General features: G+C 74.7%; 20 protein-coding genes. 13 read left to right on the plus strand and 7 right to left on the minus strand.

The annotated features are described in order from the left end of the window. Positions 1-205: 205 nt before the first annotated feature. Positions 206-628 (minus strand): hypothetical protein, encoded by a 423-nt coding sequence (locus J7462_RS32600; protein ID WP_255597900.1) that lies wholly within the window; start codon positions 626-628, stop codon positions 206-208. On the opposite strand from J7462_RS32600, the gene J7462_RS25470 reads away from it, so the two are divergent. Then, on the plus strand, positions 609-1,304 hold the full coding sequence (locus J7462_RS25470) for a S1C family serine protease (protein ID WP_255597901.1): 696 nt from the start codon (positions 609-611) through the stop codon (positions 1,302-1,304). The two genes, J7462_RS32600 and J7462_RS25470, sit on opposite strands and share 20 nt — an antisense overlap. A 91-nt stretch (positions 1,305-1,395) precedes the next feature. Here J7462_RS25470 and J7462_RS25475 read toward each other — a convergent pair whose 3' ends face one another. Further along, positions 1,396-2,664 carry a sigma-70 family RNA polymerase sigma factor gene (locus tag J7462_RS25475; RefSeq protein ID WP_308291027.1) on the minus strand — a complete coding sequence of 423 codons (1,269 nt, stop codon included), beginning with the start codon at positions 2,662-2,664 and terminating at the stop codon, positions 1,396-1,398. 95 nt (positions 2,665-2,759) lie between these two features. After that, positions 2,760-3,089 (minus strand): YciI family protein, encoded by a 330-nt coding sequence (locus J7462_RS25480; RefSeq protein WP_219467520.1) that lies wholly within the window; start codon positions 3,087-3,089, stop codon positions 2,760-2,762. Positions 3,090-3,213: 124 nt separating this feature from the next. Between J7462_RS25480 and J7462_RS25485 the strand changes: the two genes are divergently transcribed. The 8 genes from J7462_RS25485 (at position 3,214) to J7462_RS25515 (ending at position 10,928) form a co-directional block, all read left to right on the plus strand. Next, a complete protein-coding gene (locus J7462_RS25485) occupies positions 3,214-3,447 on the plus strand; it encodes a zinc-ribbon domain-containing protein (RefSeq protein ID WP_219467522.1) in 234 nt (77 codons plus the stop codon). A 238-nt stretch (positions 3,448-3,685) separates the two neighbouring features. Continuing rightward, on the plus strand, positions 3,686-4,774 hold the full coding sequence (locus J7462_RS25490; protein ID WP_219467525.1) for a hypothetical protein: 1,089 nt from the start codon (positions 3,686-3,688) through the stop codon (positions 4,772-4,774). After that, positions 4,771-5,601 (plus strand): hypothetical protein, encoded by an 831-nt coding sequence (locus J7462_RS32605; RefSeq protein WP_255597902.1) that lies wholly within the window; start codon positions 4,771-4,773, stop codon positions 5,599-5,601. Before J7462_RS25490 ends, J7462_RS32605 begins: the two co-directional genes overlap by 4 nt. Continuing rightward, positions 5,496-6,266 (plus strand): hypothetical protein, encoded by a 771-nt coding sequence (locus J7462_RS32610; protein ID WP_255597903.1) that lies wholly within the window; start codon positions 5,496-5,498, stop codon positions 6,264-6,266. The genes J7462_RS32605 and J7462_RS32610 overlap by 106 nt, the downstream gene beginning before the upstream one ends. 116 nt (positions 6,267-6,382) lie before the next feature. Then, entirely contained in the window at positions 6,383-8,647 is a 2,265-nt protein-coding gene (locus J7462_RS25500; RefSeq protein WP_308291028.1) for an EAL domain-containing protein, read from the plus strand. A gap of 135 nt (positions 8,648-8,782) precedes the next feature. Then, a complete protein-coding gene (locus J7462_RS25505; RefSeq protein ID WP_219467530.1) occupies positions 8,783-9,541 on the plus strand; it encodes a MerR family transcriptional regulator in 759 nt (252 codons plus the stop codon). Between the two features lie 62 nt (positions 9,542-9,603). Beyond that, positions 9,604-9,888: an antibiotic biosynthesis monooxygenase family protein gene (locus tag J7462_RS25510; RefSeq protein WP_219467533.1), complete on the plus strand. Its 285-nt coding sequence runs from the start codon at positions 9,604-9,606 to the stop codon at positions 9,886-9,888. A gap of 260 nt (positions 9,889-10,148) precedes the next feature. After that, positions 10,149-10,928, plus strand: a complete 780-nt coding sequence (locus J7462_RS25515; protein ID WP_219467536.1) for a hypothetical protein — start codon at positions 10,149-10,151, stop codon at positions 10,926-10,928. Between the two features lie 76 nt (positions 10,929-11,004). On the opposite strand, the gene J7462_RS25520 is transcribed toward J7462_RS25515, so the two are convergent. Beyond that, positions 11,005-12,561 carry an SLC13 family permease gene (locus J7462_RS25520; protein ID WP_219467539.1) on the minus strand — a complete coding sequence of 519 codons (1,557 nt, stop codon included), beginning with the start codon at positions 12,559-12,561 and terminating at the stop codon, positions 11,005-11,007. A gap of 43 nt (positions 12,562-12,604) precedes the next feature. Continuing rightward, entirely contained in the window at positions 12,605-14,158 is a 1,554-nt protein-coding gene (locus tag J7462_RS25525) for a gluconokinase (protein WP_308291029.1), read from the minus strand. A 239-nt stretch (positions 14,159-14,397) separates the two neighbouring features. On the opposite strand from J7462_RS25525, the gene J7462_RS25530 reads away from it, so the two are divergent. Both J7462_RS25530 and yidD read left to right on the plus strand, forming a co-directional pair. Beyond that, entirely contained in the window at positions 14,398-15,489 is a 1,092-nt protein-coding gene (locus J7462_RS25530) for a hypothetical protein (protein ID WP_219467546.1), read from the plus strand. Positions 15,490-15,578: 89 nt separating this feature from the next. Then, positions 15,579-15,965 carry a membrane protein insertion efficiency factor YidD gene (gene yidD / locus J7462_RS25535; protein ID WP_219467551.1) on the plus strand — a complete coding sequence of 129 codons (387 nt, stop codon included), beginning with the start codon at positions 15,579-15,581 and terminating at the stop codon, positions 15,963-15,965. 58 nt (positions 15,966-16,023) lie between these two features. Here yidD and J7462_RS25540 read toward each other — a convergent pair whose 3' ends face one another. Next, positions 16,024-16,242, minus strand: a complete 219-nt coding sequence (locus J7462_RS25540; protein ID WP_255597905.1) for a hypothetical protein — start codon at positions 16,240-16,242, stop codon at positions 16,024-16,026. A gap of 145 nt (positions 16,243-16,387) precedes the next feature. Here J7462_RS25540 and J7462_RS25545 point away from each other — a divergent pair, with 145 nt between their 5' ends. Together J7462_RS25545 and J7462_RS25550 are read left to right on the plus strand one after the other, a co-directional pair. Next, entirely contained in the window at positions 16,388-17,113 is a 726-nt protein-coding gene (locus J7462_RS25545) for a TetR/AcrR family transcriptional regulator (protein ID WP_219467557.1), read from the plus strand. Positions 17,114-17,208: 95 nt separating this feature from the next. Then, on the plus strand, positions 17,209-18,372 hold the full coding sequence (locus J7462_RS25550) for a phosphotransferase family protein (protein ID WP_219467560.1): 1,164 nt from the start codon (positions 17,209-17,211) through the stop codon (positions 18,370-18,372). 52 nt (positions 18,373-18,424) lie between these two features. Here the strand turns inward: J7462_RS25550 and J7462_RS25555 are convergent, their stop codons facing one another. After that, positions 18,425-18,793, minus strand: coding sequence for a VOC family protein (locus J7462_RS25555; protein WP_219467563.1), 369 nt, complete (start codon positions 18,791-18,793; stop codon positions 18,425-18,427). Positions 18,794-18,884 lie beyond the last annotated feature (91 nt).

The raw sequence follows: 18,884 nt of genomic DNA on the forward strand, positions 1-18,884 counted from the left end.
CCGGACCGGGTCGTTCCAGCCCCGCTCCTGTCGGTGTTCGCGCCGGTGGTGCCGGCTGAATCGCTGACGTCATCAGCTCGAAAGGACGCCGGACAGAGGTTGGTGACCCGGGCGGGTCACGGGGCACCCGGGTCACCGCGCGCCACGCACGGCGGACGCACAGGTACGCCACAAGGGGGCCTCAGCCCGGCGCGGCACGGTGGCTTCATCGCCGCACCGAGGAGGCCCCATGTCGCACCCCGACAACCACCGTCACCGCTCCGACCGCGACCAGCCCGACCACCACCGGCCCGACCATCCTCGGTTCGACCGGTCGACCCTCGTCGAGGGGTGGTGACCTGATGTCCGACACCATGCTGCGCCCGGCGCCCACCAACCCGGTCCCACCGGCTGTCCCGGTCTCCGAGCCGCCGTCGTCCTCACCGCCACCGCCCTCGGCAGCGCCGTCGCCGACCTCGCCGCCGTCGCCGCCGGTCTCGCCGTCGCCGCCGTCGCCGCCGGTCTCGCCGTCGCCGCCGTCGCCGCCGGTCTCGCCGTCGTCGCCAGCGCCGTCGTCGCCGTCGCGGTGGCGGCGGGGGCTGCTGGCCGGTGGCGCGGCGGTGGTGCTGATGCTCGCGGGCGGCGGCACCGGCGCGCTGGTCGTGGACCGGTTCGCCGGCCAGGGTTCGTCCGTCACCGCTACGACGGCCGCCGCCCCGGTCTCCACCGCCACCATCGACTCCCTCGCCACGGTGGTCGCCGTCGTGTCGCCCAGCATCGTCACCGTCGAGGTGACCGGGGCCCGGGAGTCCAGCCTCGGATCCGGCGTCATTCTCGACACCGACGGACTCGTCCTCACCAACCAGCACGTGGTGGACTCCGGCGGCCAGGTCGACGTGGCCCTCGCCGACGGCCGTACCGCCCCGGCGACCGTGGTCGCGCAGGACGCCAGGGCGGACATCGCGCTGCTGCGGGCGACCGGCTTGACCGGGCTCACCCCGGCGACGCTGGGCAGCGACTCGACCCTGACCGTCGGGGACACCGTCCTGGCGTTCGGCAGCCCGCTCGGGCTGGTCGGGACGGTCACCTCCGGAATCGTGTCGGCCCTCCACCGGTCGGTGGACGACCTGTCCGGGCTGGTGCAGACCGATGCGGCGATCAACCACGGCAACTCCGGCGGAGCGCTGGTCGACACCGCCGGGCGGGTGGTGGGCATCAACGTCGCGATCGCCACCACCGGAGAGGACGAGGGCAGCGTCGGCCTCGGCTTCGCCATCCCGATGGACACCGTCCGCCAGGTCGTGGCCCGGCTGACCGCGAGCTGACCCCCGGCCCCGCCCCGCTTCCCGGTCGGCGGGCAGCGCAGGTCAGCGGGCAGCGGGTCAGCGGGCAGCGGGTCGGCGGGGCAGTGCCGGGTCAGGGTGACGGAGTCAGGTCGTCCGCACGGCGGAGCAGGGCCCGGCGTTCGGCGTCCGAGCCGACCAGGTCGGCGGCGCCCCGGAACAGGAGGGCCGCCCCGAACGGGTCACCACGGCGGGCGGTCAGCTCCGCCTCCGCCGCCAGCGCCGGTGGGTAGCCGTCCAACGCTCCGCCGGCGCGGGCCTCGGCGAGCAGGGCCAGCCCGGCCGTCGGTCCGTACGCGTAGCCGTGGGCCACCGCACGGTTCAGCCCGATCACCGGGGTGGGCCGCAGCCGCGACAGTTCGTCGTAGCAGTGGGCGATGGCCGTCCAGTCGGTACGGCCGGCGTCCGGCGCGGTGGCATGGCAGGCGGCGATCCGGGCCTGGAGCAGATACGGGCCGGGCCGGTCGGCGCGGGCCGTGGTCGACGGTCTGTCGGCCCGGGCCGTGGTCGACGGTCTGTCGGCGGGGGCCGGTGCCGACCGGCGCTCGGCGTGGGCCAGGGCGGTCAGGGCCTCGGCGATGGCGGCGTGGTCCCAGCGGGAGCGGTCCTGCTCGGCGAGGGTGAGCAGGTCACCGGCGGCGTCGCGGCGGGCCGCCCGGCGGGAGTGCTGGAAGAGCAGCAGCGCGCACAGGGCGGCGACCTCCGGCTCGGCCGGCATCAGCTCGTCGAGCAGCCGCGCCAACCGGACCGCCTCGTCGGCGAAGGCGGGCTCGCCGTCCGCGTCGTACCCCCGGGTGAAGAGTAGGTAGAGCACGGCCAGGACGCCCGGCAGCCGCTCGGCCAGCGCGGACCCGGTCGGCACCCGGTAGGGGACGCCGGCGGCGGCGATCCTGGCCTTGGCCCGGGTGATCCGCCGGGTCATGGTGGACTCGCCGACCAGGAAGGCCCGCGCGATGTCGGCGGTCGGCACCCCGGCCACGGTACGCAGCGTCAGCGCCACCCTGGCCTCCAGCGTCAGCGCCGGATGGCAGCAGGTGAACACGAGCCGCAGCCGGTCGTCCACCACGTCCTCCGGATCGTCCGGGGTGGGGTGCTGGTCGGTGAGCACCGCCAGCTCGCGTAGTTTGCGGCGTTCCACGGAGGCCCGCCGCAGCACGTCCGTCGCCCGGTTCCGGGCCACCGTCATCAGCCAGCCGCCCGGATTGCCCGGCACGCCGTCGCGGGGCCAGCGCTGCACGGCGGCCATCAGCGCCTCCTGGGCGCAGTCCTCGGCGAGCGTCCAGTCCCCGGTCACCCGGATCAGCGCGGCCACGATCCGCGGGTACGCCTCGGCGCCCGCCACCGCGACCGCGCCGACCGGGTCCCCGGCGACCGGGCCCGCCGGCCCACCCCCGTGGTGCGGGCCCGGCGGTCCGCCCGGGTCGACGGCCGTGGCCCTCAGAGGTCGACCAGGGGACGCAGTTCGAGCCGCCCCTCGTAGGCCATCGGGTGGCGACGGGCCACCTCCACCGCCTCGTCGAGATCGGAGCACTCCAGCAGGTCGAAGCCCACGATCACCTCCCTGGTCTCGGTGAACGGCCCGTCGGTGAGCAGCAGCTCACCGTCGCGTACCCGGACGGTGGTGGCCGCCGACACGTCCGCCAGCCGGCTACCCAGCACACGCTGCCCGTTGCCGTCGCGCTCGGCGACCCACGCCTCGATGTCGGGGGCGGCCTCCGGGTCGGTGTCCGGCGCGGTGTCGGTGCAGACCAGCATCAGGTACTTCATCGGGACGCTCCTCGGTGTCGTTGTCGTCACCAGGGTGACGTTCGGGAGGCCGGGTTCCGGACAGCGGTGGGCAGGATTTTTCCGCCTGTGGTTCCCGGGGCGTCGGGCGGGGTAATGCCGGGCGATGTTCTTCATCTTCGGACTCCGTACCAAGGTCACCCGGTCGGGGGTGGTGACCGCCGTCTGCCGGCACTGCGGCAACCAGGCCGCGCAGGTGATCAGCCGCCGGTCGACGAAGTTCACCCTGTTCTTCGTCCCGCTGATCCCGATCCGGACGAAATACGTGCAGCAGTGCTCGTTCTGCGGCGTCGAGTACGCCGTCGACGCCGACGAGGCCCGCCGCCTCCCGGTCGGCTGACCGTGGCCCGCTTCCTCTGCTGGCTGGTCGGCCGCCCGCCGACCGTGCCGGTGCACACCGCCCCCCGCCCACCCTGCACCCCCGGTCGTCGCCCGTCGCGCCGCCGCCACCGGCCGGCCGCCGGTGCCCGTTCGCCCCGTTCGCCCTGGAACCGGTCCGCCGGCCGCTGACCCGCCCGCGCCACCCCGCACCGCCGGCTGTCGGCCGGGGTCGGTCGGGGCCGCTATCGTGGCCTGTCGTGACGAGCACCGCACGACGCCTGGCCGCGATCCGGGGCGACGCGCCCCCGAAACGCCACAACGCCCGGACGATCGCCGCGCTCACCGGCAACCCCGGCTGCGCCCGGCGGGCCGTGCTGGACGGGGCCGGGGTGGACAAGTCGGCGCTCGCGCAGCGGGTCGGCTTTCCCGCCCGGTTCGGCCAGTCCCGGTTCGCCATCACCCGCGGCAACGCGTTCGAGGCGCAGGTCAAGGCGGACGGCGGGGCGGAGCTGCTGCGGCTGGTCGCGACGCGGTTGGGCGTACCGGTGCCGCAGCGGGCGAGCTGGACGGACCTGGGTGGCGCGGACGACCTGCCGGACCGGCGGGAACGGTCCCGGGCCGCGTTGACCGCCACCGGGCCGGACGCGGCGCTGTTCGACCATCCGCTGCTCGGCCTGGACGTCGCCGGTCAGCGGGTGCACCTGGAGCCGGATCTGGTCGCCGCCCGGCTCGGTGGCCGGTTCCACGTCGTGGAGATCAAGTCGTTCCCGGTGATCGACGGCCAGGCCGACCCGGCGAAGGTGTCCGCCGCCGCCGTCCAGTCGGCCGTCTACGTGCTGGCGCTGCGGGAACTGCTCGCCGCCGAGGGGCGGGACCCGGAGTCGGTGTCGCACGAGGTGGTGCTGGTCTGCCCACGTGACTTCGCCAACCAGCCGGTGGCCAGCCTGATCGACGTGCGTAAGCAACTGCTGGTGCTGCGTCGCCAACTGGACCGGATGGCCCGGCTGGACGACCTGCTCACCGCCGTACCGGCCGGTTTCACCGCCGATCCGGCCGCCGATCCGGCGACGCTGACCGCCGCGCTGCGTACCGTGCCGGCCCGTTACGCGCCGGACTGCCTGGCCGGCTGCGAGCTGGCGTACTTCTGCCGGGACGAGGCGCGCGGGCAGACCGGCGCGCTGGGTCGGCCGGTGCGGGAGGCGCTCGGCGGGATCGCCGAGGTGACCGAGGTGCTGGCCCTGGCGACCGGCGAACGGGCCGCCGACCCGGAGCGGGAGGAGGCCGCCGCGCTGCTGCGGGCCGCCGCCCGGTTGCGCGCCGACGCCCTCGCCGGCCACCCCGCATGAGTACGCTGCGCGCGCTGGCCCGGGCCCAGGCCGTCGCCGCCGGGGTGGCCCAGCCGGTCGCCACGGTCCGGCACCTGCACCTGGCGCAGCGCCCACTGGTGCTGGTGCCGCTGGGGATGGCCGGTGAGGCGCACGCCCCGCTCGCCGCGTTGGTCGGCACCGCCCCCGACGACGCCCGGTTGCTGATCGTGCCGCAGCCCCGCAACCGGGACCAGCGGTTCCGTTTCGTCACCGAGCTGGCCGGGATCGTGCTGCCCTGGCTGGACGACTTCCGGGGCGTGGCGGAGGCGGTGGCCGTGGACCGGGGACGCGACGTGCGCTACCGCTACTCCGACGCCCCGCAGCTGTGGGTGCCGAACCCGGCCGGGATCACCTTCCTGCGGCTGCTCGGCCGGTCCACCCGGTTCCGCCGGCCGGACGGCGACTATCCGGTGCATCCGGCGGTGCCGCTGCTCGGCCGCTGGCTGACCTTCTTCGCCGAACGGGCCGAGCAGCCCGGCTCGTCGACGCTGCTGGCGATGACCGACGCGCTCACCCTGCACTGGGCGACCGGGCAGAGCGCGGTGGAGGACCTGCACCTGCCGGCGCTGCTCGGCTGGATCGACCCCCCGGCCGGCTGGACCGGTGCGGCGGCCGCCGCCCGGGCGGAGGACCCGGGGGTGTGCCCGCCGGCCGGGCCGGCCACCGACCCGGAGTTCGACAACGCGGCGCTGGCCCGGCGATGGCCGCCTGGGCGGCGGCCGACGACGACCCGGCCGCGCGCGACGAGGCGTACACGGAGCTGGTGGGGTTGCTGCGCGGGCAGCTCGCGCCCACCTGGGAGCTGATGTGGCGTGGCCTGGGGTTGCTCGGCGCGCTGCCACCGGGGGCCCGGGTGGCCGGGCGGTGGGCCGGCGACCGGGACGCCTTCACCTCGTATGCCGAGCATCTCGACGCCGACGGTGGGCCGCAGCCCCGACACGACGGCGCGGTCGCGGCGGCGGTCCGGCTGCACCGGCTGGAACGTGCCGCGACCAGCTACGCCGTGCAGCGCGCCTACGACGACCCGTTGGTGATGGCCGAGCACCGGCTGACCGGGGAGGCGTTCGTCGGTGACGTGACGCTGGCCGATCCGGCGCGGGTGGACGACAGCGGCAAACGGCCGGTGCTGCGGCCGAGGATCCAGGTGGTGACCACCGAAGCGGTCCGGGTGCCGGTCGGGGCGACCCTGTGGTCGACGGCGCGGCCGGGGCAGAAGGCGAAGGTGGTCTTCGTGACCCCGGCGGCGGACGGCCGGACCGAGGTGGTGCTGGAGTTGTCGGGCGGGATGGGCCGGGGGCTGACCGCGCTGCCGGGCACCGTGCCGCAGGTGGGGGAGCGGCTCTGCCTGACCACCCTGTCGGAGGCGTTCCTGCCGGCCGGCGCGTTTCCGACGGCGGACGAGACACCGTGGACGCACGGCGGGCCACCGCTCACCGACCCCTCGTCCGGGCTGTCCTCAGTGGTCGGATAACCGACCCGGTGAGTGTGGCGGCTACCCGCCCGGCTGGCTAGGCTTCGATGGTTCGCCGTCCGTGGCCCGTCCGCACGGTCGAGGTGCGCGTTGGAGAGAGAGCCGGAGCGATCACCGTGCTACCCCAGGACGCCGTCTCCGGCACGCCGACCCGACCGCTGGCCCTTCCGCGGGTGGGTGCGATCGTCGCCGCGGTGGTCGTCGTGCTGGAGCTGGGCTGGCTGCTCGCCGCGCTGCCCGGGGCGGCCCTGGCCAGCGACGTGACCGCCACGGCACTGGCGAGCTGGGCAAGTTACGCCTGCACCCGGACGATGCGTCGGCACCCCGCCCCGCTGCGCCGGTTCTGGGCGCTGCTCGCCCTCACCATGGGCCTGGCGGCCGCCGGTCGGCTGCTGTGGACGGTGGACCGGTTGCGTGCCGACGAGTTGCCGCACACCCCGCTGATCGGGGCGATCTTCACCGCCGGCATCGTCACCGGCACGGCCGCATTGCTGGCCGCGCTGACCGCACCACGCAGTGTGGTCGGCCGGGCCCGCACGGTGCTGGACGGGGTGATCGTCGGACTGGCCCTGATCCCGATCGGCTGGGTGGTGGTGTTCCGCGACATCGCCGCCGCCGACCTCGACGATCCCCTGCGGACCCTCGGCCTGCTCTACCCGATGATCGACCTGATGCAGTTGACCATCCTGGTGGCGGTGGCCGGCTCGGCCCGCCCGGTGTGGCCGCCGTTGACCCTGATCGGGGCGAGCCTGGTCACCCGGGCCGGCGCGGACGCCGTCTACGTCTCGCTGGTCGCGCACGGCACCTACGCCCCGGGGCACCCGATCGACGTCTGCTGGCCGCTGAGCTACCTGCTGATCGGCATCGCCACCACCCGACCACCGCCGCCGACCTGCGACGGCGCCGAGGAGATCGGCGAGTCCCCGCTCCCGTCGTGGTGGCGGGTGGCGCTGCCCTACCTGCCGGTCGGCGGGGCGATCATCGCGGTGGTGCTGGCCCGCCGACCCACCGGGCAGACCCCGCCCCTGGTCTTCGTCGGCATGATGACGCTGCTCGGGGTGCTCGCCCTGCGGCAGGGGCTGGCGGCCAACGAGAACCTGCGGCTGGTGGCCCGGCTGCGTCGGCTCGCCTACGCCGACCAGCTCACCGGCCTGCCCAACCGGCTGATGTTCAACCGGCGGCTGCGCCAGGCCCTGCGCGAGGGGCCGCCGGTGGCCGTCCTGCTCCTCGACCTGGACGGCTTCAAGCAGGTCAACGACCGGTTCGGGCACGCCACCGGCGACACCCTGCTGTCCAGCATCGCGGTCCGGATGCGGGCGGCCGTCGGTGGCGACGGAACCATCGCCCGGCTCGGTGGCGACGAGTTCGCCGTGCTGGTCGCCGGTGACCGCCCGGTCGCCCCGGAACGGCTCGCCGAACGGCTCCTCGCCGCCCTGCAACCGTCCGTCGGCGAGGAGGACGTCGGGGTGCACCCGTCGGCCAGCATCGGCATCGCCGAGTTCGGCCCGCAGCACGCCTCCCACACCGACCTGCTGCGCGACGCCGACATCGCCATGTACGCGGCGAAGGCCGCCGGGAAGTCCGCGTACCGTACCTGCACGCCCGCGCTGCGGGAGTCGGCGGTCAGCCGGGCCGAGCTGATCGCCGACCTGCGACGCGCCGTCGACGAGCGGCAACTGCACCTGGAGTACCAGCCGATCGTCGACCTGGCCACCGGCGTGGTCCGCAGCGCGGAGGCGCTGGTCCGCTGGCGGCACCCCCGGCTCGGCCTGCTCGCCCCGGCGGCGTTCCTGCCGCTGGCGGAGGAGACCGGGTTGATCGTGCCGATCGACAGGTGGGTGATCCACGAGGCGTGCCGGGCCGCCGCGACCTGGCGGGCCCTGGTGCCCGAGGCGACCGTGGCGGTCAACATCGCCGCCGCGCACCTGCGCCGCCCCGACCTGATCGCCACCGTCACCGCGGCCACCGCCACCGCCGGCCTGGCGCCCCGCGCGCTCACCCTGGAGCTGACCGAGTCGGCGCTGATCGACGGCAGCGAGGCGGTGCTGGAGCGGCTCGCCCAGCTCCGGGAGTTGGGCATCCGGATCGCCATCGACGACTTCGGCACCGGTTACTCGTCGTTGAGCTACCTGCACCGCATCCCCGCCACCGACCTCAAGATCGACCGGTCGTTCGTGGCCCGGCTGGACACCGACGCGCGGGCGTACGCCACGGTCGAGATGGTCACCCGGTTGGCCGGGGCCTTCGACATGGAGGTGGTGGCCGAGGGGGTGGAGACCGAGGGGCAGCACGCGGCGGTCACGGCGATCGGCTGTGTCCACGGCCAGGGCTACCGGTACGGCCGCCCGGGCCGGTTGGCCGCCCTGCACACCCCACGCTGACCCGCCCCGGCCCCCGCCCATTCCCTTCTCGGTCCGCCCCGGTGTGGGCTTACGGGATCGGGGGACCGGCGCAGAATCGGGCTTGACCCTCACGTCGCGGCAGGCCGGAGCCTTGGTGTCGGAAAGGAGGAGACCATGGCGTACACGGTGGGTCAGGTGGCGAAGGCGGCCCGGGTGACGGTCCGGACGCTGCATCATTACGACGAGATCGGGTTGCTCTCGCCGAGCGGCCGGACGCCGGCCGGCTACCGCCGCTACGACGACGCGGACCTGGAGCGGTTGCAGCACGTCCGCTTCTACCGGGAGCTGGGGTTTCCGCTGGAGGAGATCGCGGCGATCCTCGACGACCCGACCGCCGACCCGGCGGCGCACCTGCGCCGGCAGCACGACCTGCTGACCGGGCGGATCGGGAAACTCCAGGAGATGGTCGCGGCGATCGAGATCGCGATGGAGGCGAGACGGATGGAACTCAAACTGACCCCGGAGGAACGGTTCGAGGTCTTCGGTGACGTCGACCCGGCGGAGCACGCCGAGGAGGCGCGGGAGCGCTGGGGCGACACCGAGGCGTACCGGGTGTCGACCCAGCGGGCGGCGAACTACTCGAAGGAGGACTGGCTGCGCCTCAAGGCGGCGCAGGAGGAGTGGGGCGGGCGGATCGTGGCGGCGCTGACCGGCGGGACGCCTGCCGACTCGGCGGAGGCGATGGCGCTGGCCGAGGAACACCGGCAGCTCATCGTCGGATGGTTCTACGACTGCTCGTACGAGGTGCACACCGGGCTGGCCGACATGTACCTGGCCGATCCCCGGTTCACCGCCTACTACGAGGCGATCGCACCGGGGCTGACGGAGTACCTGGCGGAGGCGATCCACGCCAACGCGATCAGCCGGGCCTGAACGGTGCCGCCTGCGGTGGGCGAGGATGGGGGTTCGTCCCGCTCACCCACCGGAGGTCGTCCGTGTTCATCGTCGCCGGAAGTCTCTACGTCGAACCCGCCGAGCGGGACACCTACCTGGCCTCCTGCGTGGAGGTGGTCCGGCAGGCCCGCTCGGCGCCCGGCTGCGTCGACTTCGCCATCGGCGCCGACCTGGTCGAGCCGGGCCGGATCAACGTCTACGAACGTTGGGAGTCCGACGACGAACTGCTGGCGTTCCGGGGGTCCGGCCCGGAGCAGGAGCAGATCGCGACGATCCGTGGCGCGGAGGTGCACCGCTACCGCATCTCCGCCGTCGAGGCCCCCTGACCGGCCCCCGGTCTGTCGTTTCTGCCGGGGCACACCCGGTTCCGGTGACCCCCGGTGCCCCGGCGGTGGTTGCGGCGTCCAGTCGCCGGACCGGTCGGAGGGTCCGGGTGTACACGGGTCGGACCCGTCGTCGCCCGGGCCGGACCGGTGCGGTCGGGGGTGGCCGGTCGGCGGCCGGGTGCCGGGCTAGGCTGGCGCGACCGCTCTGTCACCAGCGTCGATCGGCTCGGCCGGCGGGCGCGCCACCCGGGGAGACCGCCGTGAAGCACCCGAAGCTGGCCGTCGCCACGGCCGCCCTCGTCGCGCTGGTGACAGCGGCCGGCTGCACCTCGGACGACGGCGGCGCGGGACCGGCACCGACCACCGGCTCGGCCACGACCGGACCGGCCCCGACCGAGCCGGCCGCCGTGCTGGCCACCGCCGCGCAGCGGGTCGACCAGCAGTCCTACCGGCTGACCCTGGGCGACGGCGCGGGCGGTGGGGACACCACCAGCCTGGTCTGGGACCCGAAGGGCCGGCGTGGACTGGAGACGACGACGCTGGCCGTGGCGAACGGCAAGGTGGTCATCGAACGGCTCGCCACCGGCACCGACGTCTACGTGAAGGTGACCGCCCCGGACCGGCGGGTGCCGGTCTGGGACGGGCGTACCTGGTGGCACCTGGGCACCGCCGAGGCCGCTGCCGCGAAGCGGACCGGGCTGGACAACACCCGGCTGGCCAGCACCCTCGGCACGGCCACCGGGGTACGCGCCACCGGCGAACGGGCCTACGCCGGCACGCTGGACCTGCGGCGCAGCACCGAGGTGCTCGGCGACGGGGTGGGTGGGGTGCTCGGCGAGCGGGCCGCCACGGTGCCGTTCACCGCGACGGTGGACGCGCAGGGGCGGCTGGTCCGCTACCGGATCGAGCTGGCCAGCGAGCCGGGCAAGACCTCGGCGCTCGACCTGACGTACGCGGACTTCGGCCTGCCCGTGTCGGCGGAGAAGCCGGCGGCGGGCCTGATCGGCGAGGACCCGCCCAGCAACATCCCCGGCGCCTGACCCGCCCCGCAACGACCCCGGCGCCTGACCCGCATCGTCGCCGGGGTTTGACCCGCATAGTCGCCGGGTCGGGGTGTCACAGGAGCAGGTCGAGCAGGAGGACACCGGCGAAGCCGACCACCGAGATGATCGTCTCCAGCACCGACCAGCTCTTGATGGTCTGCCCCACGGTCAGCCCGAAGTACTCCTTGACCAGCCAGAAGCCGGCGTCGTTGACGTGCGAGAAGAACAGTGACCCGCAGCCCACGGCCAGCGCCAGCAGCGCCACCTCCGGTCGGTCCAGGGTGGCTGCCAGCGGGGCGACGATGCCGGCGGCGGTGATCGTGGCGACCGTCGCGGAGCCGGTGGCGACCCGGATGCCGACGGCGACCAACCAGCCCAGCAGCAGCGGGGAGAGGTTGGCGTCCTTGGCCGCGTCGGCGACCAGGTCGCCCACCCCGGCGTCCACCAGCACCTGCTTGAAGCCGCCACCGGCGGCGACGATCAGCAGGATGCCGGCGATCGGCGGCAGCGAGCCGCCGAGCACCGAGGAGACCTGGCTGCGGCTGAAGCCGGCCTGGTAGCCGAGGGTGAACATGGCGACGATCACCCCGGCCAGCAGCGCCACGATCGGGGTGCCGACGATGTCGAGGGCCTGTCGGGCGAAGGTCCCCTCGGTCAGGGCCAGCTCGCCGACGGCGCGCAGCAGCATCAGCACCACCGGCAGCAGCACGGTGAGCACCGCCGGCCAGAACCTCGGGGCACGCCGGGCGGTCTCGGTGCCGCTGTCGTCGACCGGGGCGCCCGGCCGGCCGGTGCCCGGGTTGACCAGGTCGTCGTCGGTGAGCAGGTCGTCGTCGCCGGCCGGTCCCCGCCCGGCGTCCCGGCCGGCCGACTTCCGGTCGGGGCGGGCGTCGGGGCTGCCGGGTCCGCGCCGGCCACCGCCGGAGGTGGCCGGTTGCCGGGTGGGCAGCAGCGCGGCCGGGGCGGTGGCCGGCACGTACCGGGCGATGAAGTTGCCGAACACCGGGCCGGCGACGATCACGGTGGGGATGGCGATGATCAGGCCCAGCCCGAGGGTGAGCCCCAGGTCGGCGTTGAGGGAGGAGATCGCCACCAGCGGGCCGGGGTGCGGCGGGACGAGGCCGTGCAGCACCGACAGGCCGGCCAGCGCCGGAATGCCGATCTTCATCAGCGGTACGTCGGTCCGCAGCGAGACCAGCAGCACGATCGGCACCAGCAGCACCACGCCGACCTCGAAGAACAGCGGCAGGCCGATCAGCGCGGCGACCCCGGCCATGGCCCAGGGCAGGGCGGTGCCGGAGACCCGCCCGACGACCCGGTTGACGATGCCGTCTGCCCCACCGGACTCGGCGAGCAGCCCACCGATCATCGCACCGAGCGCGATCAACAGCCCCACCCCGCCGACGGTGGAGCCGACCCCGGCGCTGAACGACTCGATCATCGTGTCGGGGGCCATGGTGGCGACCACGCCCAGCACCGCCGCGCCGAGGATCAGCGCCAGGAAGGGGTGCACCTTGCCCCAGGCGATGAGCAGCACCACCGCGGCGATGCCCAGCAGGGCGGCCACGACGAGCTGGGCGTCACCGGCGCTGGTGGCCGGTTCCGCCGGTGCGGCGAGGAGAGTGAGCACGGTAATCACGACCTTCGGACGGTGTCCGACCCGGTGCGGGCGGTCACATGGGTGCGGGGGTGGGCGGTGGCTCCGCCGGCAGGCTGGGGGCCAGCCGGCGCAGCGACGCGAAGGTGGGCACCAGCGCGTCGTACAGCTCGGAGTGCAGGGGGAGCAGGGCGGCGTAGGTGGCGGCGGAGGCCGGCTCGGGGCGTACCGTCTCGTCGATGCGGACCAGGTCGGCGGCGACGTCGATGGAGTCGATCAGGCCGAGCGCCTGCATGCCGAGCAGCGCCGCGCCGAAGCTGGAGCCCTCGTGGCCGGCGGGGAACCGCACCGGCATGCCGAGCGCGTCGGCGAGCATCTGCCGCCACAGTGGACTGCGGGCGAAGCCGCCGCTGGCCCGCACCTCGCGGACCTCGTTGCCGGCCGCCCGGACCGACGCCAGGACCAGGGCGAGCTGCTGGCACACCCCCTCCAACGCGGCCCGGACGAGATGCTCGCGGCGGTGCCCGTGGGTCAGCCCGACGTACGCCCCGCGCGGCAGCGCGCTCCAGTGCGGGGCCCGCTCGCTGAGCAGGTACGGCAGCATGATCAGCCCGCCGGAGCCGACCGGGGCGGTGGCGGCCAGCGCCAGCAGTTCCTCCTCACCGTGCTCGCCTAACTCGGGGGCGAGCGCGTCGCCGGCCCACTGGAGCACGATCCCGCCGTTGTTGATCGCCCCGCCGACGACCCACCGGTCCTCGGTGAGCGCATAGCAGAACACCCCGCCGAGCGGGTCGACGGCGGGACGTTCGACGGCCACCCGCATCGCCCCGGAGGTGCCGATGGAGCAGGCGACGACGCCGGGGCGTACCGCGCCGAGACCCAGGTTGGCCAGCGGGCCGTCACCCGCGCCGACCACGAGCGGGGTGTCGGCGGGCAGGCCGGTGGCGATGGCGGCGCGGGCGGTCAGCCCCGGCAGCACGGTGGTGGTGGGGACGAGCCGGGGGAGCTGCTCCTCGGTGATCTGGGCGATCCGCAGCGCCTGCGCGTCCCAGGTGAGTTGGTGGATGTCCATCAGGCCGGTGGCCGAGGCGACCGAGTGGTCGGTGACCAGCGTGTCGGTCAGCCGCAGCAGCACGTAGTCCTTGATGCCGACCCAGTGGGCGACCCGTGCGTGCAGCGTCGGCTCCTGCTCGGCGTACCAGAGGAGTTTCGGCAGCGGGGCCATCGGGTGCACGGGGGTGCCGGTGCGCCGGTGCAGGGCGAGCCCCCAGGGGGCGGCACGCAGCCGTTCGGCCTGACCGCTGGCCCGGGAGTCGGCCCAGGTCACCGACGGGGTGAGCGGTACGCCGTCCGGGTCGAGGCCGATCAGGCTGTGCATGGCGGTGCTGAACGACAGACCGGCGATGCCGGTGCCCAGCTCGGTGACGACGGTGCGGATGGTCTCCACCACCGCGTCGAAGATGAGCTGGGGGTCCTGCTCGGCATAGCCGGGGTGCGGCTCGTCGAGGGGGTAGCCGACGGAGTGGCTGGCGAGCTGGTGGCCGTCGGTGTCGTACCCGACGGTCTTGGTGCTGGTGGTGCCGATGTCGACGCCGAGCACCACGCGGCGGCGCTGGTCCGGGCCGGTCACGGGTCCCCCTTGGCGTCGGCGGTGCGGGCGGTGCGGCCCGGCTGCGGCTGACGTTACCCACGCCGGCAGCACCCCGCACGGCGTCGGACCGGAAGGTGAGGCATCGTGCGGTGCGCCGCCCGGCGGGAAATCCATCCCCCGATCGGGTGGTAAATCGGCAATGCCGGGTCCGTCGGGCTTGTTCCTGCCGTTGAGCCGGGTGAACACCGGTTGGTGGCTCGCACGGCGGAGGGATCGGCGTGGCGATGACTGATTCGACGGGTTCCACCTGGCGCTACACCTGGGCTCGCCAGCAGAACGAACGACGGCGGCGGGTCTTCCGCACCGCCGAGCGGGCCTGGCGTCGCCGTGACGACGAACTGCGTCGGCTGCGGGCCCTCGCCGTCGGCCTGCGGGGCAGCGCGGCGGCCGGGGGCGGCCTGCCGCTGGCGTTGAGCCCCGGTGAGTCGGCGCTCTGGACGACGCCCGGCGTGCAGCTGGTCGAGCTGCGGCACACCACCGTGCTGCCCGCCCCCGACCTGGTCGTCGAGGCGGATCCGGGGCGGCTGCGCCACCGGTTGCCCGACGGGGTCCGGGTCACCGACGCCGGCATCGCGGTGGTCACCAACCGTCGGTTGGTCCTGGTCGGCGGGCGCGGCCGGCGCGACTGGGCGTACGGCAAGATGACCGGGTTGCTGCACGACCCGGCGGCCCCGGTGAGCCTGATCCAGGTCCTGGACCGGCGGCAGACCTCCGGTCTGCTGCTGCCGGCGGGTGTGGCGACCGAGTTCCGGTTCGTGCTGACCCTGGCCTTCGCCGACGCCATCGAGCAGCGGCCCGCCGTCCTCGCCCAGCTCGACGAGCTGATCGCCAGCCATGCCGAGGCCACGCCGTTCCGGCCGGAGATCGCCACTCCCGCGCAGGCCCGGATCAGCGCCCGGATCCCCGGTGGTCGGCGGACCGTCGCGGTGGCCGCCGCGCTGACCCTGGTGGTGCCGGCGGTGCTGGTCGAGTCGGACCCGCCGGCTTCCCCGGAGGTGGCGGCGGCGGCCACCGCCGCGCCCGGCCCCGTCCCGGCGCGGACCCGACCCCCGTCGCCGGCCCCGTCCCCGTCGGTGGTGCGGGAGCGACGCTGCGGGGCACCGGCGAACCCGATGGGGTACGACTACTGCGGCGGCGAGCGGGTGCGTAAGCCCGACCACCGGGTCTGCGACTGGTTCGACTGCGTGCCGCAGTTCTGGGCCGGGCGGGGTTACCTGGTGTCGTGCCGCGACGGCGCGGTCAGCCTGACCGGCGGCCAGCCGAAGCCCTGCGCCGGCCACGACGGGGTACGCCGCACCGTCCACCACTGATCCACCGGGGCTAGCGGTGTCAGGCCGGGGTCGCTACCGCTGCTTCGGCCCATCGGCCCCGACAGTGGGACTGGCGCGGCCGTCGCATCATGTACGGCGTGATCCATTTCAAGCGTAAGCAGCGCAAGAAGAAGCGCGACTGGTGCGATGCCGACTGCGACGGTTGCGACGGCTGCGACGGCCTGCCCTGCTGCGACTTCGGCCTGTTCTCCCTGCTGCTCACCCTCGGCGCGACCACGGCCCGGGTGAGCCGGGCACCGGTGGTCGACCGGGCGGGCCGGGCGGCGATCCTCGGTTACCGGCGGTGGTTGTCGCACCGCTGGCCGGGCCAGTGCCGCTACACCCCGACGTGCAGCGCCTACGGCCTGACCGCCGTCGAACGGCACGGCCTGGCCGTCGGCGGCCGGATGGCGGCGGACCGGCTGCGCCGCTGCCGGCCGGGCGTCCCGCGCGGCACCCACGACCCGGTCCGCTGACCGTCCGGTGGCCCCGCCGCCGACGGGCACCGGCTGCTGCTGACCAGCCTGGCCCGCCTCACGCCGTCACGTCGCGGTAGACCTCGACGTCGTAGATGAGCCGGACGGGTTCGCCGTTGGTGGTGCCCACGAAGACCGGTTCGCCGGCAGGGGTGCGCCCGCGCCGCCACACCTCGGCGCGGGCGGCATCCCGGGATTCGCGATGGACCTTCCCGGTCCGGTGCAGCTCCACCACCCGGCGGGCGGTCTGCCGGTCGCTGTCCAGCTGTATCCGCATCAGCGGCACGGGGTGCCACCGTCCTTCCTGGAATCGCCACTGCCCGCCGAGGGGTCCGGCGGGTCCGGCTCAGGCAGTTCCTCTAACGCTGAACATTTAACTTAACGGCGTTAACTCAACTGAGCACTGTACTAGGCTGCTGCGGGTGGACGCGACTGAATTGAGTGGGGCTTCCGCCGAGCGGCACGGCGGCCGGTCCGATGCCAGGGCCGGCGCGGTCTGGCTGCGCGCGGAGCCGACCCGCAACCGCCGGGCCACCCCGCTGACCCGGGAACGGATCGTGACGGCGGCCGTCGCCCTGCTCGACCGGCACGGCATCGACGGGCTGACGATGCGCCGGTTGGCGGAACACCTGACGGTCACCCCGACCGCCCTCTACTGGCACGTCACGACGAAGGAGGACGTCCTCGACCTGGCCGTCGACCACATCTTCGGCGAGGTGCCACTGCCGGCAGCCGGCTCCGACTGGCGGGACGACGTACACCTGCTGACCTCGGGGTGGCGGGCGGCCATGCTCCGCCACCCCTGGGCGCCCGGCCTGATCGGCCGGCCGATGCTCGGCCCGCACGTCCTCGCCCGCACGGAGTTCCTCCAGTCGGCGCTGGTCCGCGCCGGCTTCACCGGCCTCGACCTGGCCGTCGTCACCCGACTGGTGGCCAACTACGTGATCGGCGCCGCGCTGACCGAAGCCACCTGGCACCAGACCGGCGACCCGGAGGTACGTGCCGAGGCCCGCCGGCACCTCGTGGCGAACGCCGCCAGCTACCCCACCCTCACCGCCTCCGGGCACCTCGACGATCGACAGTGGAGCGACGACGACCTCTTCCGCCGGGGCCTCGACGTCATCCTCGCCACCCGACCGGGAAGCTGACCGCAGCATCCCGGTCGTCGGACGGACCACCGGCGGCATACGGACCGGCGGTATTCCGCTCGCCTGTCGCGTGGACCGCCGCTACCGTCCGGGGCATGTCCCGCACCATCCGACTCGTCCTGGTCGACCCCGCCGGCCGCCTCCTCGGCGCACTGCCCGACTTCGACGTGCCGGTGCCCTGGTGGCATGACACGACGGCGGTCGTCGCGGGGGCCCGCGCCGCGTACGGCGTCGAGGTGACGGTGCTGCGGCTGCTCGCCGGGCAGCGCGGGCGGCCACCCGGGGGCCACGTCAGTTACCTGGCCGAGGTGGCCGGCCCGGTGCGCGTACCGCTGCTGCCGGCGGAGGCGGTGCAGCCGGCGGCGCATCCGCTGCGCGCGCCCTACGCGCAGCCGGGCGGGCCGGCGGCGAGCCTGGCCTGGGCCGCCGCGCAGCTCGACCGGCTGGGTCGGCCGGCGACCGTGTCGGCCCAGGAGCGCACCTGGAACCTGTCGGCGGTATGGCGACTCGACGGGCCGCACGGCACCGCCTGGCTCAAACAGGTGCCGGTGTTCTTCCGGCACGAGGCGGCGGTGCTGCGGCTGCTCGCCGGCGACCCGGCCACCCCGACGCTGCTCGCCGCCGACGACGAGGGGCGGATGCTGCTCGACCACGTGCCGGGGGAGGACCGCTACGGCGCCGACCCCGCCGAACGCGCCGCGATCGCCGTCGACCATCACGCCCTCCAGGTGCGCACGGTGCCCACCGTCGACGGACTCGTCGCCGCCGGCGTGCCGGACCTGCGTGGTGCCGCCCTGGCCCGGTGGCTGCGCGCGAAGCTCGCCCCGCACCCCGCCGCCGACCCGCTCGTCGCCGGGCTGCAGGGGCGGCTCGACGAGGTGGCCCGGTGCGGGCTGCCCGACACCCTCGTGCACGGTGACCTGCACCCCGGCAACGTCCGCGCCGACGGGTCGCGGTACACCATCATCGACTGGGGCGACGCGTTCGTCGGTCACCCCGCCTTCGACATCCTGCGGCTGACCGAGCAGCTGCCCGCCGGGCCGGCCGCCGCCCTGGTGGCCGACTGGTGCGCACGCTGGCGGGCCGACGTGCCCGGCTGCCGGCCGGAACGGGCGGTGGCGCTGCTGCGGCCGGTGGCCTGGCTGCGAATGGCGGCGGTGTACGCGATGTTCCTCGCCGGCATCGAGCCGAGCGAGCGGATCTATCACGACCGGGACGTGCCGGAGAACCTGGCGCTGGCGGCGGCCGAGCCGGGCTGACCGCCAGCGCGTCGGGCCCGGTAGTCGTGGGTCGGAGGTCGGAGGTGGACCGTCACTCCGGCCGGTGGCAGACCGCCTCGACGTTGTTGCCGTCCGGGTCGCGGACGAACGCGCCGAAGTAGGTCGGGTGGTATTCCGGCCAGACCTTCGGGGCGTGCAGCACCTCGGCGCCGGCCGCCACCGCCGCGTCGTGGAACGCCCGGACGGCGGCCCGGTCGGCGGCGGCGAAGGCGATGTGCGCCTCGTGGGCCGGGCCGGACGTCGTGGTCGGACTGAGCCAGAAGTCGGGCCGCTCGACGCCGTAGCCGACCACGTCGCCGTACTCCAACAGCCGGCGGGCGCCCAGCGGGGCGAGGACGGCGTCGTAGAAGGCGAGGCTGGCGGGGATGTCGCGGGCCTGGATGCCCAGGTGGTCGAGCACGATGGTCTCCCTCGGGTGTGGTTGCCGGCCCAGGCTAGAACGGACCTCCGACAACGGACCACCGACACGGTCGCGGTCAGGAATGCCGACC

Source organism: Micromonospora sp. RL09-050-HVF-A, assembly GCF_019374995.1.
Classification (GTDB): domain Bacteria; phylum Actinomycetota; class Actinomycetes; order Mycobacteriales; family Micromonosporaceae; genus Micromonospora; species Micromonospora antibiotica.

Coding starts and splice junctions, on each gene's coding strand:
- J7462_RS25470 (WP_255597901.1), top strand. CDS start 609: ATGCTCGCGGGCGGCGGCACCGGCGCGCTGGTCGTGGACCGGTTCGCC.
- J7462_RS25480 (WP_219467520.1), bottom strand. CDS start 3,089: ATGAAGTACCTGATGCTGGTCTGCACCGACACCGCGCCGGACACCGAC.
- J7462_RS25485 (WP_219467522.1), top strand. CDS start 3,214: ATGTTCTTCATCTTCGGACTCCGTACCAAGGTCACCCGGTCGGGGGTG.
- J7462_RS32605 (WP_255597902.1), top strand. CDS start 4,771: ATGAGTACGCTGCGCGCGCTGGCCCGGGCCCAGGCCGTCGCCGCCGGG.
- J7462_RS32610 (WP_255597903.1), top strand. CDS start 5,496: ATGGCCGCCTGGGCGGCGGCCGACGACGACCCGGCCGCGCGCGACGAG.
- J7462_RS25505 (WP_219467530.1), top strand. CDS start 8,783: ATGGCGTACACGGTGGGTCAGGTGGCGAAGGCGGCCCGGGTGACGGTC.
- yidD (WP_219467551.1), top strand. CDS start 15,579: ATGTACGGCGTGATCCATTTCAAGCGTAAGCAGCGCAAGAAGAAGCGC.
- J7462_RS25540 (WP_255597905.1), bottom strand. CDS start 16,242: ATGCGGATACAGCTGGACAGCGACCGGCAGACCGCCCGCCGGGTGGTG.
- J7462_RS25550 (WP_219467560.1), top strand. CDS start 17,209: ATGTCCCGCACCATCCGACTCGTCCTGGTCGACCCCGCCGGCCGCCTC.